The following is a 15214-nucleotide window of genomic DNA, read 5'->3' as shown; positions in this document are numbered from 1 at the left end:
CCCGATGTGCCCCCACAACTGAACACGACCGACAACTGAACACCGTCATCCGAAACACAACAAGGAGATATCTCTTGCACGAGCGCGCCTCGAAGCGATCCCGGTTCCGGATCGCCGCCATGGCCGCCGCCGGCATCCTGATGGCAGCGAGTATCGCTGTCACCAGCCCGGTGTACGCGGCCGAAGAGGAGCTCATCGTCAACGGAGGGTTCGAGAACGGTACCGAGGGGTGGTTCGCCAACAACGGCAACGCCACCGACGGTGCAACTCTGACCATCGTCAACGATGCGTTCTCAGGGTCCAACGGTCTCCGCGCCTCCGCGCGCCAGACGACCGGCTCGGGTCCGATGCAGGACCTGTCCGGCAAGCTCCGAGCCGGCCAGACCTACACCGTGACGGCCCGGGTGAAGTACGACAACCCCAACAGCCCTGCAACGAAGCAGTTCTTCGCGACGATGCACTACGGCGGATTCACCTACACCAACCTCGGCAGCGTCACCCCGGCGCGTGGGGAGTGGGGGTACATCAACGCCACCTTCACCATCCCGGCGGGCCAGAACGTCACCACGACCCGTCTGTTCATCGAGACGCCCTACAACGCCTCCCCGCAGAGCGACCCGAACCTGCACCTCATGGACTTCACGGTCGACGACGTCTCGCTGGTCGGCGCTCCGCCGCCCCCGCCGCCGCCCGCTCCGTCCAAGACGATCGAGGTCGTCGGCAAGCTGCCCGGCGAGCACAACCCGCTCATCGGTCACAAGTTCGGCGCCGACGGCTACGGATTCGTCCACGACGGCCGCGTGTACATGTACATGACCAACGACACCCAGGGCTACGCGCCCAACCCCTCGACCGGGGTGTCGCCCGGCATCAACTACGGCGACATCAACCAGATCACCCTGATCTCCACGACCGACATGGTCAACTGGGTCGATCACGGCGAGATCCCCGTCGCAGGCTCGCAGGGCATCGCGCCGTTCACGAACAACTCGTGGGCGCCGGGCATGGAGAAGAAGGTCGTCGACGGCGAGGAGAAGTTCTTCCTCTACTACGCCAACGGCGGCGGATCGAGCAACGTCATCACCGGTGACTCGCCCCTCGGGCCGTGGGTCAGCGAGCGGTCGAGCACGCTGATCAACAGCAGCACTCCGGGTGCCCAGGGCGTCAGCTGGCTGTTCGACCCGGCGCCGCTCGTGGACGACGACGGGCAGGCGTACCTCTACTTCGGTGGGGGACCGGCCTCGACGAGCTTCCCGGCCGCGGAGCGGTTCAACAACCCGAAGAACATCCGCGTGATCGAGCTGGCCGATGACATGGTCAACACGCAGGGCACGGCAGCCGTCGTGGACGCCCCCGTGGCGTTCGAGGCCGCACAGGTGTTCAAGCGCGAGGGCAAGTACTACCTCTCCTACTCGTCGCACTTCGGTGGCAACGACTTCGGTGGCAACCAGACGCCGCTGCCGGGCTACCCCGGCGGCGGTCAGATCGGCTACATGATCTCGGACGACCCCATGTCGTTCCCGAAGGAGACCTACGCCGGTGTGCTGTTCCCGAACCAGTCGCAGTTCTTCGGTGCCGGGACCGGTGGCAACAACCACCAGTCGGTGTTCGAGTACGAGGGCAAGTACTACTTCACCTACCACGCCCCCACGCTCAACAAGCGCATCAACGGCAACACCACGCAGGGCTACCGCAGCCCCCACATCCAGGAGCTGACGTTCAACGAGGACGGCACCATCCAGCAGGTCGTGGGTGACTACGCCGGCGTCGAGCAGGTGCGCGACTTCGACCCGTTCCGCACCTTCGAGGCCGAGACGCTCGGCTGGACCAAGGGAATCGCCACGGCGAAGATCGACGGCGGCTCGGCGGAGTTCGGCGACACCGCGCCGAACCTCGTGGTGCGCGACATCGACAACGGCGACTGGACGGGTCTGTCGTCGGTGGCCTTCGGCGAGACCGGCGCCGCCTCGGTGACGGTCAAGGTCAAGCCGCTCCAGGAGGGCGGCGCGATCGAAGTGCGCGACGGCAGCGCCACCGGTGCGGTGCTGGGGACCATCCCGGTCACCGGCGAGATCGGGGAGTGGACCGAGCTGAGCGCCGACCTCGAGGGTGCCACCGGCACGAAGGACGTCTACTTCACCTACACCGGTGCCAGTGGCGACCTCTTCGAGCTCGACACCTGGGCCTTCACCGAGGGTGCGGCGCAGCCGTCGCTCGACGTGACGGCCGAGGCGGCGACCCGCTGCGCCGCCGGCAAGGTGCAGGTCACCGTCAAGGTCACCAACAACGACGACGTCGCGGTCCAGGTCGCGGCGGTGTCGGAGTACGGCACCAAGACGTTCGCCTCCGTCGCCCCCGGCAAGTCGGCCACCCACGCCTACACGACACGGACCGCGAGCATCGCATCCGGCGATGTGGACGTGACCGCGAGTGCGACCGTCGACGGGCAGCCCGTCTCGACGCTCGTGTCGGCACCCTACGACAGCCGCAGCTGCGGCTAGCGACCCCCTCCGGGGTCGGGCGATGCGCCCGGCCCCGGACCCCCGCGTCGTTCGTCGACCCTCCCGGGTCGATTGAACTCGCGAGTTGTTCTCGGTAACATCTGCTCGGGCGGCGAAGCCGCCGCCCGAAGAACGGAGCAAGACGATGAAGTTCCCCCAGGGCCTTTCGGCCCGGATCGCCGTGGCAGCCGCCGGTGGCCTCCTGCTGGCCGGCGGCGCGAGCGCTGCGATCGCCGATGAGCTCGACACCGGCGACGTCGACGTCACGGTCGACATCGAATCGACGGATGACGGCGCGCTGACCCTGACCGTCGGCGGTACCTCGACGAGCCTCGCCGAGGTGGTGTCGGGCGACCCGACCATCCGGCAGTTCGACGGTCAGCTGCCCCAGGTGACCGTCAGCGACACCCGCGACCCCGACAGCATCCCGGACGGATCCTTCTGGTCGGTGTACGGCCAGGTGACCGACTTCGTCGGCCAGGACGGCCAGCCGGACATCCCGGCCGAGAATCTCGGCTGGACCCCCGAGGTGCTCGGCGATTACGAGTACATCACCGAGGGCGACCCGATCGGCACGGTTCTCGACGACGGCCCCGAGGCCAATGTCGGACTGGTCGAGGGCGAGCTGCTGTACTCGGCGTTCACCTCCGAGGACGCCGTCAACGAGGGCAACACCTCGTGGTCGGCGACCGCCGGTCTGACGCTCAAGACGGACGCGGATGTCGCTCCGGGCGCCTATGCCTCGGTGCTGACCATCTCGCTGTTCGAAGACATCGGCTGACCCGCGGCCGACGTCCTGCCGAACGACCTGATCGGCAGGGGAGGGGGTCGAGATCTCCCCACGGATCTCGACCCTCTCCGGTCATCCCCCACCACCCGGACGTGCGAAGGAGTACGACGATGCGCCGACGGATGACGCGCGCCCGCATGATCGCGGCGATCACGCTCTCGGGCGTCGTGCTCGCGGGCTTCGCGTCGGGCGTTGCCGCTGCGCCGTCGGCCGCGGCCGCGCCGGCGCTCGTCGCCACGGCCGCCGATGACGGCGAGATCACCTGGGCGGTCACGCCCGCCGACGAGAGCGGCCCCGATCAGCGCGGTGTGATCGAGCAGGAACTCGATCCGGGCCAGTCGCGCACCGATCGCTTCGCGGTCCGCAACTTCAGCGCCATCCCCGTCACCTTCGCGTTGAGCGCCGCCGACGGGTACTACTCCGACAACGGCCGCTTCACGATGCTCCCCTCGAGTGAGCCGTCGACCCTGGCGGGCACCTGGATCAGCCTTCCCGACTCGGTCACCGTCGAACCCGGCGGCACGACCGTCGTGGAGTTCACCACCTCGGTTCCCGACGACGCCCTGCCCGGCGACCACGCGGCCGGTATCGCGGCCTCGGTGCTGTCGGCGGGCACCGACTCGTCGGGCACCGGTGTCGGCGTCGAAAGCCGGGTCGGATTCCGCATCACCACCCGCGTCACCGGAGAGCTCACCCCCGCCGCGACGGTGCAGTCGGTGGCAGGCTCCTACGACCTGTCGTGGAACCCGTTCCGCCCCGGCGAAGCCACGGTGTCGTTCGAGGTCACCAACTCCGGCAACACCGCCGTGCAGGCCCAGGGCACCCTGACGGCGGGGACGGCCGCGGCGGATTTCCCCGCCCCGGGTGAAGCCGTGCAGCAGCTCCTCCCCGGCGAGACGCGCACGATCACGCTGGCCCTCGCCGGCGTCTGGCCGACGGTCGTCGTGCCTCTGGCCGTCGACCTCGCGCCCTCCGCGCGCGACTTCGCCGGAGCCGACCTTCCGGTCGAGCCCAGCGCCGCGTCGGCGACGCTGTGGGCCCTTCCCCTTCCGCAGCTCGTGCTCCTCACCGGACTCGTCCTCCTCCTCGCGGCGCTCCTCTGGCGTCGGCGCCGCTCCCGAGCCCGCCTTGCGGCGGCGGTCGCCGCGGCCCGCGAGGAGGGATTCGCCGCCGCCCGCACCCGCGACGCCGCGAGTGCGCAGCCCGCGTTCGCCGAGTCTTCCGCGACGGCGACGACGCCCCCGATCATCGACCCCTCACCCCCAGGAGAATCAGTGACCCGACGGAGCCTCAGGTGATCGCCTCGACCAGCGTCGGTGATGACGCACCCGGCGAGGGCGGGGTCGATGTCCTCGTCGACATCGCCCCGGCGGAGACGCCGTCGCCGACGCCCACACCGTCGGTCACTCCGACCCCGTCGGTGACGCCGACTCCCGGCGTCACCGCCGCGCCCGGCTCGGGCGGCTCGGTGCCTGACGGGCTCGGGGTGACCGGCGTGGATCCCACGGCGGCGATCGTGCTGGGTGGTGCGTTGCTGCTCTCCGGCGTCGCGGCGCTCCTCGCTCGCCGGCGGAGACGGATCGGCGCGCGCTGACATCGCGCCGCGAAGCGACGACTACCTGATCATCGATCCCGGCGTCAAACCCCGCGCGGTGACCGGGTGGCGCTCCCTAGGGTCGTCGGATGGCCTCTCCGAACGCCCGCCCGAACCGCCCGCGCATCAGCGTCGTCATCCCCGTGAAGGACGACGCCGAGGAGCTCCGGCACGCACTGGCCGCGCTCGGGGCGCAGACGCTGGCGCCCGCAGAGGTCGTGGTGCTCGACAATGGGCGCCCCGCCGCCGGCTCCGTCGATGAGGTCGAACGGATCGCGCGGGAGGCCGGCGCGCGGCTGGTGCGCGAGCCCGGCGGCGGAATACCGGCGGCGAACGCCGCCGCCTTCCACGCCGCGACCGGCGACATCGTCGCGCGCATGGACGCCGACTGCCGGCCCGGACCGGCGTGGGTCGCGGGGATTGTCCGAGCCTTCGAGGCGGACCCCCTGCTCACCGCCGCGACGGGTGGCGCCGAATTCGTCGACGGCCCGAAGTGGCTCCGCCGTCCCCTCGCTGGCGTCTACCTCTTCGCGTACCGCGCCACACTGTGGCCGGCTCTCGGTCACACGCCGCTGTGGGGATCGAACCTCGCCGTCCGCCGCGAGGCCTGGGTGCGGATCGCGCCTCTCGTCCACCGGGACGACCCCGAGGTGCACGACGATCTCGACCTCTCCTTCCACCTCGGGGAGCGTCACCGCATCCGTCGAGTGCGCGGGCTTCCCATGGGAGTGTCGATGCGACCGTTCGCCGATCGGTCGGCGATGCGTCGGCTATTCCGCCGCGGCATCCACACGGTTCTCATCCACTGGCCGCGCAAGATCCCCCCGGTCCGCGTCCTGCGTATCGCGCTCGCCCGAGCGACGGGACGAACGTTCCCCGCCGCCGCCCGGATGTCAACGGGGTCGACCCGTGCCCGGCGCAGGAACCGTGGAGTCCATGAGCGACATGACGCCAGACCACCCCTCCGACCCGACCGACGCGGCCGACGGCGCGCAGACCCACGAGCCCGCGCCCGCCGCGGACGAGACCGACACCGCTTCGGTGGATGACGGCGACTCACTCCGCGACCGCAGCGACCTCCAGGATCTTCCGCCTGCCGACGCGACGACCTAGCGGAGGGAGTGCACCCTCGGCGGGTGGGAGTGCACCCTCGCGGTCAGGCGAGGCGGTCGAGGAAGACGTCGAGCGCAGCCTCGACGCTCGCCTCCAGCACCTCGCCCGGATCGTCAGTGTCGAGCGACAGCGCGCGGTGCCCGGTGCCGGTGTCATCCGCCCACCCCACGTACACGGTGCCGGGAGGATGTCCATCCGAGGGATCCGGACCTCCGACGCCCGTCACCGACACGGCGATGTCGGCGACGATGAGCCGGCGCACCCCCCGGGCCAGCTGCTCGGCGCACTGCGGCGAGCACGGATCCGTGCCGGGTTCCAGCCCGAGAAGGCGCTCCTTCACGTCGAGGGCGTAGCAGACCACGCCGCCGGCGAACCATTCCTGCGCCGACGCGCCCCCGCCGATCGTCGAGGCCAGCAGGCCGCAGGTGAGGGACTCGGCCACGGCCAGTCGTGCCCCGCGTTCCTGCGCGCGCTCCGCCAGCGCCTCGACGACGTCCATCAGGGGTGGACGCCCGGCGCGGTGTCGTCGTCCGCAGGGGTCTGCACCTCGCGGACCAGGGCGTCGAGGTCGACGTCGTCATCGAGTCCGGCGTCGCGCAGACGGCGCGACAGGATGTCGCGAAGCTGGTCCTCCCGCGCGTTGCCGAGCTGGATGTCGGCCCGGGTCTGCACCAGGATCCCGCGCACCTCTTCGCTCAGCGTCGTGGCGTTCTGATCCTCCAGGGGGGCGTCCTGGGTGGCGACGTCGTCGGATTCTCCGCCGCGGGGGCCGACGCCGGCGATGTCGTTCTGGCTCGACGCCTCGGCGTCTGCGGAACCCGTGCCCTCCGGGACGACGGCCGGCGCCGCACCCGAGTCGGCACCGCCGCCCCCCGCGGGCGTCGGGCTGACGGATGCCGCCTGGTCGTCGTCGTGCGGCTGGTTCGTGGTCATGTGGTGTTCCCTTCCCGGGCCCGGGGTCGTCGGTGGACGATACCGCTGCTGTGTCCACCCTGGCGCACTACGCAACGATTCGTACCCGGTTGACGGCGTCGGCGGAGCGGACTATCGAGATCACGCGAATCCGTTCTGTCAAGGGCCTGGGCGCCGACCCGTGCGGCGGCGCACGATCGGATCGGGTGAGTGCGATGTACAACGTCAGTGATCGATTCCTCGTCTTCGTGCCGGTGTCCGCAGACGCGTGGCAGCTGTGCGATCGGTCGCTTCCTGACGATGACCCCCGGGCGGTGATCGCGATCGCCACGCGCGCCGTCTTCGGTGTCGACGTGATCTGGCGTCACGGCATCCGCGCCCCTCGCCGCTTCGATCGACTCGATGATGTGGTCCGCACGGCGGCCGACGTGCTCTCGCCCCGCAGCGGCGGGCCTCGCCGGCCGGTGCCGATCCCGCATCGCCCGCCCGCGCGCGGGTGAGCCCGCGGCATCCGGCTGTCAACCCCCTCGCCCCCGCGCGGATCCGCGACGATCCTCGAGGCGTCATCGTCCGTCGATCGAAGGAGCCGCCATGTCGGATGACGCCGAGCAGACGTTCCCTCCCCAGGGCCAGGAGCAGCCCGGGCAGACCGGGGAGATGCGCCCCGAACCCGATCACGGGGAGGGCGGCTACACGGGGTCGGGCCGTCTGGCGGGAAGGCGTGCCCTCATCACCGGCGGTGACTCCGGCATCGGACGCGCCGTCGCGATCGCTTTCGCGCGGGAGGGTGCCGACGTCGTCATCACGGCGATGCCGGAGGAGGAGCAGGATGCCGCGGCCACCGTCGCGCTCGTCGAGGACGCCGGCCGCACCGGCGCGGCGCTTCTCGGCGATCTGCGCGAGGAGGAGTTCGCGACCCGCATCGTCGACGACGCGATCGGCCGCATGGGCGGTCTCGACATCGTCGTGCTGAACGCCGCGTACCAGGCTGATCGCGACAGCCTCGCGACGCTGTCGACCGCGGAGTTCGATCGCGTGTTCCGCACCAACCTCTATGCGCTCGTCTTCACCGCCCGCGCAGCCCTGCCGCGACTGACGGCGGGCGCGTCGATCATCGTCACCTCGTCGGTGCAGGCGTTCCAGCCTTCGCCCGGGCTCATCGACTACGCGATGACGAAGGCCGCGCAGGTGGCGTTCGTGAAAGCACTCGCCCAAGAGGTGGGCGAACGGGGCATCCGGGTGAACGCCGTCGCTCCGGGGCCGATCTGGACACCCCTCATCCCGGCGACCGGATTCGACGAGGAGAAGCTGACCTCGTTCGGTTCCGATACCCCGCTCGGACGCGCCGGTCAGCCCGCGGAGCTCGCGGGAGCCTACGTCTATCTGGCGTCGGACGACGCGTCGTACACCTCGGGCGCCGTCCTCGCCGTCACCGGCGGCAAGCCGCTCTAGCGGCGGCTTCGCCCCCGATCAGGACGCCGAACTGACTAGGATTTCCCTATGGGCAGGTTCATCTACGACACGATGGCGAATTCGGTTGACATCGAGGATCGCACCCTCGCCCATCTGCGCATCGTCGTGATGAACAAGCTCCGCAGATCCGAGTCGTTCATGTTCGACGTCGAGATCGGCGACGGCAGCGGACGGCGGAGCTTCTGGATGCACCCGTCGGTGCCGATGCAGTTCCACTTCTTCGGAAGCCGCAGTCCGCGGATCAACCGCCTGTGGATCGAGGAGCTCATGCTCGCCGCGAGCGGCCCGAACGGCCTCAGCATCACGCCCGAGCCGGCGGAGGAGGAGAACCCGCCGAGCCCGGGGTCTGCTCCGCGCGGCCTGAGCTGACCCGCACGCGGGCACCTGACCCGCACGCGCGTCGAGCCGCCTCGGGGCGGCCTGACGCGTGGCAAGTGACCGCGACCCGTCGATGGACGCTGCGTCCGCAGCATCAGGACCGCATTTTCTGACGGCTCGCGGTCACGGTCGACGGCTCGCGGACACGGACACCGGCTCGCAGACACGGACACGGCTCGCGGACACGTGCCGCGGCGGAGGAGCGAAGCGGCTCAGCGCAGGGCGCGGAGCTCGGCGATGTGTACGGGCGCGTTCTCGCCGGATGCGGACGCGTCCATGTGCTCGGCGATCAGGGTGATCCCGCCGCTGGCGTTGGCCGAGCCGACCAGCTCGTCGATCCACGCCCGGCTGATCGCCGGGGGCTCGGGTTCATCGAAGACGAAGCGCAGCGGAATGGACGGATGCAGCCAGATCGTGCTGCGTCCGGTGGGCTCCTCATCCGGATGCCGCCACGACACCGTGAAGCTCTCGTCTCGGCGGAGCTTGGTGGCGATGACGACCTTCAGATGGGACAGGGCCCGATCCTCGATGTGGATCGGGGTCGCCGACCCGCCGTAGTAGATCGTTCCCATGGCGGATCAGCCCCGTTCCGGGGGAAGGAGCGGGTTGGGCTCCGCCGGGTGGGGCGCCGTCGGTTCGTCCGGTGTCGGCACGACGGGCTCGGCGGGGGTGGAGCCGGGTGTCTCCTCGGGAAGAGGGAGTGCAGCGAAAGTCATGGCAACCTCCTTCACGCTCCACCCTGCGCCGAACCGGGTCGTCAGCCCAGTGGGTTGACGACCCGACGCGTCGGGTATACCGCGCGCCCGCGCGTGACGGGCGGCGGCGAAACGTCTATCAGCGCACGGTCGCAGGCACCGGGGCCGCGACGCCGTCGCTCGACGCGGGAGCCGGAGCCTGCGTGACCCGGGCGGTCGCGATCCGCGGGTCGCCCGCGCCGACGACGTGCACCGCTCCGGTGAGCTCGAGCGCGGCCGTCGTCTCGCGCTCGGCGACGGAGGCGCCGACCCAGAGCTGCACGGCACCGGGCTCGACGATGCGGGTGAGGTCGCGCCCGCTGAAAGCCAATCGCTGGGTCGGGACCTCGAACGACACCGTCGCCGACGCGCCGGGCTCGAGGGTCACCCGCTGGTAGGCGAGCAGCTGGGCCTGGGGGCGTGTGACCGAGGCGACCGGGTCGTGGGCGTACAGCTGCACCACATCGGTGCCGCTGCGCTCGCCGTCGTTGCGCACCGTGACGGTCGCCGTGAAGGTCTCGCCCGCTCCCACCGACGGGGGAACGGTGAGGTCCTCGTGTCGGAACGTCGTGTACGCGAGCCCGTGTCCGAAGGGCAGCACCGGCGCATTGGAGGTGCTCGTGACGTCGGAGGGGCCGCCCAGGAGAGGGTGCAGGTAGCTGTAGGGCTGGGCGCCGGCGGCGCGGGGGAGCGAGACCGGAAGCCTGCCCGACGGGTTGACCGCACCGGTGAGGATCGCGGCGAGTGCCGTGCCGCCCTCTTCGCCGGGGAAGAACGACTGCACCACGGCGGCGGGGGCGTGTGCGCCCTCGACGGCCCAGGCGATCGCGTAGGGGCGGCCGGTGAGGAGCACCATCACCACGGGGGTGCCGGTGGCGACGATCGCCTCGACGAGCTCGCGCTGCAGGCCCGGGAGATCGAGCGACTCGACGTCGTTGCCCTCGCCGACGGTGCCGCGGCCGAAGAGGCCCGCGCGGTCGCCCACGACGACGACGGCGACGTCGCTTCCCGCCGCCAGCTCTGCCGCGGCGGCGATGCGCGACCGGTCGTCGCCCTCGACGTCGCATCCCGCCTCGTGGCGGATCTCGGCTTCGGGCAATGCGGCGCGCAGGGCCTCGAGCACCGTCGGGATCTCGAATCCCATCTCGGTGCCGGGGTGGTGCGCGAGCACGTGGTTGGCGAACGAGTAGCAGCCCATGAGGGCCTCCGCGCTGTCGGCGTTGGGCCCGAGCACGGCGATCCGACGCGCTTCGGGGCCGAGCGGCAGCATCCCGTCATTGGTCAACAGCACCGTGCCCTCCTCGGCGAGCCGGCGCGCGACGCGGCGGTGCGCCGGGCTGTCGAGGTCGATCTGACGGGGCGGGCTGTCGAAGTCGGCGTCGAGCAGACCCAGCTCCTCCTTCTGCGAGAGGACGCGGGTCACCGCCCGGTCGATCACCGCCTCGTCGAGGAGGCCCGCCCGCACCCGCTCGATCAGGGCGGGGTAGGCGTCCAGGGTGGGCAGCTCGACGTCGATGCCGGCCTCGAGCGCGAGCTGCGCTGCCTCACCGGGGTCGGCGGCGATCTGGTGCATCGTCTGGAGGAAGGCCACGGCGAAGTAGTCGGCGACGACGACCCCGTCGAAGCCCCATCGGTCGCGCAGGAGCTCGGTGAGGTATTCGCGGGATGCCGCGACGGGCACCCCGTCGATCTCGGCGTAGGAGTTCATCACCGAGCGCACGCCGCCGTCACGGACCGCCATCTCGAACGGCGGCAGGAAGACGTCCGCCATCTCGCGGGGTCCCGCGTGCACGGGCGCGTGGTTGCGCCCGGCCTGCGAGCCGGAGTAGCCGACGAAGTGCTTCAGGGTGGCGTGCACGCCCGCATCCTGCAGCCCCCGCACATAGGCCGTTCCGATGGTGCCGACGACGTAGGGGTCTTCGGCGATGCACTCGTCGACCCGTCCCCACCGCGGATCGCGGATGACGTCGAGCACCGGCGCCAGGCCCTGGTGGATGCCGAGCTCGCGCATCGACCCGCCGATGAGGCGGCCCATCTCGGCGACGAGGTCGGGATCGAAGGCCGCGCCCCACGCCAGCGGTGTGGGGAAGGTGGCCGCCTGCCAGGCCGCGAGACCGGTGAGACACTCCTCGTGCACGAGCGCGGGGATCCCCAGGCGGGTCTCGCGCTGCAGCCGGCGCTGCTCGTTCCACAGCCACTCGGCCCGCGCGATCGGATCGACCGGGCGGGTGCCGTAGACCCGCGTGAAGTGCCCGATTCCATGCACGATCGCGTCCTCGAACCGGGTCGAGGTCTTCATCTCGCCCGCGAGGGGAGCGACCACCTCATCGCCCTGGTCGATCCAGAAGCCGACGAGCTGGCCGAGCTTCTCCTCGAGGGTCATGCGGTGGACCAGGCCCAAAACGCGTTCGGATGCCGAGAGGGCAGGGGAGAGTGTCACGATGCTGCTTTCTTCGATGTCGACGAGGGAGGAGGCGTCAGCCCTTGACGGCGCCGGTGAGGCCGCCGACGATGCGACGCTCGAACAGGCTGAAGAAGATCAGCGCCGGGAGCATGGACAGGGACGTGAACGCCAGCACCCGCGCGGTGTCGACGGAGTACTGCGAGGAGAACTGCTGCACACCCAGCGGCAGGGTGAACGCCGCCTCGTTGTTGAGGATGAACAGGGGGAGGAGGTACGCGTTCCAGCTGCCGATGAACGTCAGGATCGCCACGGTGATGACGCCCGGGATCGACAGTGGCAGGACCATCCGCCAGAAGAACGACAGCCGACCGCAGCCGTCGATGTAGGCGGCCTCCTGGATCTCGTCGGGGATGGCGCGCAGGAACGGCACCAGGATGATGATCGTCACCGGCAGCGCGAACGCGATCTGCGGGAGGATGACGCCGGGCAGGCTGTTCATCAGGCCGAGGTTCCGGATGACGATGTACAGCGGCGTGATCGCGACGGTGATCGGGAACATCAGCCCGGCGGCGAAGAGCGCGTAGAGCGCGCCGCGACCGCGGAATCTGTAGCGGGCGATGACGTAGCTGGCCATGAGCCCGAGCGCGACGGCGCCGAACGTGGTCGCCAGGCCCACGAGCGTGGAGTTGCCGACCTGCGTCCAGAACTGCGGGGCCGCCAAGACGCTGGCGTAGTTCTCCCAGCGCCACTCGGTGGGAAGGCCCGCGGGATTGACCGTGATCTCGGAGTTGCTGCGGAATCCGCCGATGATGATGTAGAGCACCGGACCCAGCATCATCCCGATGATGACGAGGGCGATGAAATAGACGCTCGGCGGACCCCAGGGGAGCTTCTTCGCCGGCGCACCTTTGCTTCGTCGACCGGCGACGCGGGTGGTGATGGTCATGGTGCTCATCCGGCACCCCTTTCGGTGATCGCGCCGGCGGTGTCGCGCCGCAGCACGTAGCGCTGGTAGATCAGGGCGACGGCCAGCGAGATGAGGAAGATGACGACGGCGACGGCGTTGCCGTAGCCGAAGTTGCCGGCGTTGCGACCGGTGGCGACCATGTAGATCGCCATGGTGTTGGTGCCCGCCACGGATGCGACGTACTGACCCCAGATGATGTAGACGAGGTCGAACAGCTGCAGCGCTCCGATGATCGACAGGAACGCCCAGATGCGCACGGTCGGTCCGAGCAGCGGCAGGGTGATCCGCCGCTGGATCTGCCAGTACGACGCACCGTCGATCGCGGCGGCCTCGTACAGCTCCTCGGGGATTGACTGCAGGCCGGCGAGGAAGAGGATGACCGCGAAGCCGACGTACTTCCAGGTGAGGATCGCCATCAGCGTCCAGATGGCGATCGCGGGGTCGGAGAGCCAGTCGGCGGCGAGGAAGCCGAGGCCGACGTTCTCGAGGAAGCCGTTCAGCGCCCCGCGGGTGGCCAGCAGCAGGCTGAAGCCGGTGCCGACGACCACCTCGGCGATCACGTAGGGCACGAAGATGAGCACCCGGATCACCGACTGCCCGCGCATCTTGCGGTTCAGCAGCAGCGCCAGCAGCAGCGCGACCGGTCCCTGCATGACGAGGGAGGCGATGACGATGAAGGCGTTGTGACCGAGCGCTGCCTGGAAGTTCGGGTCACTGAAGATGACGAAGTAGTTCTGCAGGCCGACGAAGTCGGTGGCGGGACCAAAACCCGACCAGCGGAAGAACCCGTAGTAGGCCGCCATCACCACGGGGAGGATGACGAAGCCGACGAAGAAGACGACGGCGGGCCCCACCATGAGGAGGACTTCGAGGCGGCCGGACCAGCCCAGGCTGCGCGGACGGCTCTTGTCCCGCCGCACGGACGGGGGCGGCGTGGCGCCGCCCCCGTCGTGCTGCGCGAGATCGGAGTCCGTGGCGGACATCTCGCGAACGGTCATGTCAGCCCTGCGCACCCGCCGTGTTGACCGACTGGATGAACTGCTCGGGGTCGCTGTTGCCCGCGAGCATGTCGACCACCGCGACGTTCAGCGCGTTGCCGACGTTCTGGCCGAGGACGGTGTCGAGCCACTGCGAGACGAACGGGGCGCTGTTGTACGCCTCGAGGATCTGCTGCAGGTAGGGCTCGGTGACCGCTTCCTGCGCCACGGTGTTGACCGGGGGCGACTGGAAGGCCTCGTAGTAGAGCTGCTGCTGCTCGGCGCTGGCGATGAAGTTCAGGAAGTCGGCGCACTCGTCGGGCGCGTCCGCGGCGCACGAGTACCCGTCGACACCACCCATCATCGAACCGGGCTCACCCTCGCCACCCTCGATCTCGGGGAAGGGGAACCAGGCGAGGTCGGGCAGCGGCTGCTCGTCGGGCGTGAGGGAGGCGATGACACCCGGGTTCCAGGCGCCCATCAGCTCCATCGCGGCCTGACGGTTGGCGAGGAGCCCCGCCGACGACCCGGCGCCCTGCTGGGCGGGAGTGGTCAGGAAGCCCTCGTTGAAGGGCTCGATCGCGGCGAAGTCCTGGAGGTTCTCGGCGGCGCGCATCCAGCACTCGTCGCTGAAGTCCTTCGAGTCGCCGGTCTCCTCGATCACCTCGGGGCTGCACTCGCGGAGGGCGAAGAAGTAGTACCAGTGGGCCGCCGGCCAGGCGTCCTGCGCGCCGAGCGCGATCGGCGCGATGCCGGTGCCCTTGATCGCCTCGACAGCCGACTCGAGGTCGGCGATCGAGGTCGGGGTCTCCTCGATCCCGGCCGCGGCGAAGGCGTCCTCGCTGTACCAGAAGCCACCGGGGAGCACGGAGAGCGGCATGGCCCACACCGAGTCCTGGTAGGTCTCGGCGGCGAAGGAGCCCTCGGGGATCTCGGCGCGCACGTCGTCGGAGATCAGGTCGGTGAGGTCTTTGAGCTGACCGGCGTTGACCATGTCGGCCATCTTGCCGCCGCCGCGCTGGAGGAAGATGTCCGGCGGGTCACCCGCGTTCAGCGCGGTCTGCAGCAGACCGTCGAGGTCTTCGTTCTGCACGGACTGCATCTCGATGGTGACGCCCGGGTTCTCCTCCTCGAACGCCTCGATGGCGTTCGTCCAGAACTCCTGGCCGGGGCCGGTGGTGGAGTTCTGCCAGAGGGTCATCTGCACGCTGCCGTCGGCGGACTCGCCGCCGCCTCCGCCGGAGCACGCACTCAGCACGAGCGCGCCGGCGAGCAGTGACACTGCGCCCGCTGTGATTCTGCTGGCTTTCATGTGATTCACCTGTTCTCTTCCTTGAGGTGCACTCTCGGTCCTCGAGGTGCTGCGAATTC

16 protein-coding genes are annotated in these 15214 nt (G+C 70.0%); 8 read left to right on the top strand and 8 right to left on the bottom strand.

Translation table 11 applies throughout. The annotated features are described in order from the left end of the window. Positions 1-74 precede the first annotated feature (74 nt). The 5 genes from MA875_RS08055 (at position 75) to MA875_RS08035 (ending at position 5934) form a co-directional block, all read left to right on the top strand. Positions 75-2501: a family 43 glycosylhydrolase gene (locus MA875_RS08055; RefSeq protein WP_248241611.1), complete on the top strand. Its 2427-nt coding sequence runs from the start codon at positions 75-77 to the stop codon at positions 2499-2501. A gap of 145 nt (positions 2502-2646) precedes the next feature. Further along, complete coding sequence (locus tag MA875_RS08050) at positions 2647-3282, top strand: hypothetical protein (protein WP_248241610.1); 636 nt, start codon at positions 2647-2649, stop codon at positions 3280-3282. Positions 3283-3401: 119 nt separating this feature from the next. Beyond that, positions 3402-4589, top strand: a complete 1188-nt coding sequence (locus MA875_RS08045) for a DUF916 domain-containing protein (RefSeq protein ID WP_248241609.1) — start codon at positions 3402-3404, stop codon at positions 4587-4589. Continuing rightward, entirely contained in the window at positions 4586-4885 is a 300-nt protein-coding gene (locus MA875_RS17775) for an LPXTG cell wall anchor domain-containing protein (protein ID WP_248241608.1), read from the top strand. Before MA875_RS08045 ends, MA875_RS17775 begins: the two co-directional genes overlap by 4 nt. A gap of 89 nt (positions 4886-4974) precedes the next feature. Further along, positions 4975-5934 carry a glycosyltransferase family 2 protein gene (locus tag MA875_RS08035; RefSeq protein ID WP_248241607.1) on the top strand — a complete coding sequence of 320 codons (960 nt, stop codon included), beginning with the start codon at positions 4975-4977 and terminating at the stop codon, positions 5932-5934. 107 nt (positions 5935-6041) lie between these two features. Here the strand turns inward: MA875_RS08035 and MA875_RS08030 are convergent, their stop codons facing one another. Together MA875_RS08030 and MA875_RS08025 are read right to left on the bottom strand one after the other, a co-directional pair. Then, entirely contained in the window at positions 6042-6497 is a 456-nt protein-coding gene (locus tag MA875_RS08030) for a CinA family protein (RefSeq protein WP_248241606.1), read from the bottom strand. Then, positions 6497-6931 carry a hypothetical protein gene (locus MA875_RS08025; RefSeq protein WP_248241605.1) on the bottom strand — a complete coding sequence of 145 codons (435 nt, stop codon included), beginning with the start codon at positions 6929-6931 and terminating at the stop codon, positions 6497-6499. Before MA875_RS08025 ends, MA875_RS08030 begins: the two co-directional genes overlap by 1 nt. Positions 6932-7116: 185 nt before the next feature. On the opposite strand from MA875_RS08025, the gene MA875_RS08020 reads away from it, so the two are divergent. From MA875_RS08020 to MA875_RS08010, 3 genes are all read left to right on the top strand, one after another. Next, positions 7117-7410, top strand: coding sequence for a hypothetical protein (locus MA875_RS08020; RefSeq protein WP_248241604.1), 294 nt, complete (start codon positions 7117-7119; stop codon positions 7408-7410). Between the two features lie 91 nt (positions 7411-7501). Continuing rightward, on the top strand, positions 7502-8362 hold the full coding sequence (locus tag MA875_RS08015; protein WP_248241603.1) for an SDR family oxidoreductase: 861 nt from the start codon (positions 7502-7504) through the stop codon (positions 8360-8362). A 48-nt stretch (positions 8363-8410) separates the two neighbouring features. After that, a complete protein-coding gene (locus MA875_RS08010; protein ID WP_248241602.1) occupies positions 8411-8752 on the top strand; it encodes a DUF7882 family protein in 342 nt (113 codons plus the stop codon). A gap of 221 nt (positions 8753-8973) precedes the next feature. On the opposite strand, the gene MA875_RS08005 is transcribed toward MA875_RS08010, so the two are convergent. The 6 genes from MA875_RS08005 to MA875_RS07980 all read right to left on the bottom strand — a co-directional run bounded on the left by MA875_RS08005 (position 8974) and on the right by MA875_RS07980 (position 15155). Further along, complete coding sequence (locus MA875_RS08005) at positions 8974-9333, bottom strand: DUF7882 family protein (RefSeq protein ID WP_248241601.1); 360 nt, start codon at positions 9331-9333, stop codon at positions 8974-8976. Positions 9334-9339: 6 nt separating this feature from the next. Then, positions 9340-9477 (bottom strand): hypothetical protein, encoded by a 138-nt coding sequence (locus MA875_RS08000; protein WP_248241600.1) that lies wholly within the window; start codon positions 9475-9477, stop codon positions 9340-9342. Positions 9478-9595: 118 nt separating this feature from the next. Continuing rightward, positions 9596-11938 carry a beta-xylosidase/alpha-l-arabinosidase gene (locus MA875_RS07995; protein WP_504915094.1) on the bottom strand — a complete coding sequence of 781 codons (2343 nt, stop codon included), beginning with the start codon at positions 11936-11938 and terminating at the stop codon, positions 9596-9598. 34 nt (positions 11939-11972) lie between these two features. After that, on the bottom strand, positions 11973-12854 hold the full coding sequence (locus MA875_RS07990) for a carbohydrate ABC transporter permease (protein ID WP_372492548.1): 882 nt from the start codon (positions 12852-12854) through the stop codon (positions 11973-11975). Continuing rightward, entirely contained in the window at positions 12851-13864 is a 1014-nt protein-coding gene (locus MA875_RS07985; RefSeq protein ID WP_372492547.1) for a carbohydrate ABC transporter permease, read from the bottom strand. The genes MA875_RS07990 and MA875_RS07985 overlap by 4 nt, the downstream gene beginning before the upstream one ends. 1 nt (position 13865) lies before the next feature. Continuing rightward, on the bottom strand, positions 13866-15155 hold the full coding sequence (locus tag MA875_RS07980; RefSeq protein WP_248241598.1) for an ABC transporter substrate-binding protein: 1290 nt from the start codon (positions 15153-15155) through the stop codon (positions 13866-13868). Positions 15156-15214: the final 59 nt, after the last annotated feature.

The sequence above is a fragment of the Microbacterium kunmingense genome, assembly GCF_023155745.1.
GTDB classification, from domain to species: domain Bacteria; phylum Actinomycetota; class Actinomycetes; order Actinomycetales; family Microbacteriaceae; genus Microbacterium; species Microbacterium kunmingense.
Note: the sequence above shows the minus strand (reverse complement) of the source record. Positions and strands in the feature narration are given on the sequence as shown.

Bases quoted from the DNA above. Each gene is read 5' to 3' on its own strand.
- MA875_RS08045 (WP_248241609.1), top strand. From the start codon at position 3,402: ATGCGCCGACGGATGACGCGCGCCCGCATGATCGCGGCGATCACGCTC.
- MA875_RS07990 (WP_372492548.1), bottom strand. From the start codon at position 12,854: ATGAGCACCATGACCATCACCACCCGCGTCGCCGGTCGACGAAGCAAA.
- MA875_RS07980 (WP_248241598.1), bottom strand. From the start codon at position 15,155: ATGAAAGCCAGCAGAATCACAGCGGGCGCAGTGTCACTGCTCGCCGGC.
- MA875_RS08010 (WP_248241602.1), top strand. From the start codon at position 8,411: ATGGGCAGGTTCATCTACGACACGATGGCGAATTCGGTTGACATCGAG.
- MA875_RS08015 (WP_248241603.1), top strand. From the start codon at position 7,502: ATGTCGGATGACGCCGAGCAGACGTTCCCTCCCCAGGGCCAGGAGCAG.
- MA875_RS08050 (WP_248241610.1), top strand. From the start codon at position 2,647: ATGAAGTTCCCCCAGGGCCTTTCGGCCCGGATCGCCGTGGCAGCCGCC.
- MA875_RS08035 (WP_248241607.1), top strand. From the start codon at position 4,975: ATGGCCTCTCCGAACGCCCGCCCGAACCGCCCGCGCATCAGCGTCGTC.
- MA875_RS08005 (WP_248241601.1), bottom strand. From the start codon at position 9,333: ATGGGAACGATCTACTACGGCGGGTCGGCGACCCCGATCCACATCGAG.
- MA875_RS08025 (WP_248241605.1), bottom strand. From the start codon at position 6,931: ATGACCACGAACCAGCCGCACGACGACGACCAGGCGGCATCCGTCAGC.
- MA875_RS08030 (WP_248241606.1), bottom strand. From the start codon at position 6,497: ATGGACGTCGTCGAGGCGCTGGCGGAGCGCGCGCAGGAACGCGGGGCA.
- MA875_RS08000 (WP_248241600.1), bottom strand. From the start codon at position 9,477: ATGACTTTCGCTGCACTCCCTCTTCCCGAGGAGACACCCGGCTCCACC.
- MA875_RS07985 (WP_372492547.1), bottom strand. From the start codon at position 13,864: ATGACCGTTCGCGAGATGTCCGCCACGGACTCCGATCTCGCGCAGCAC.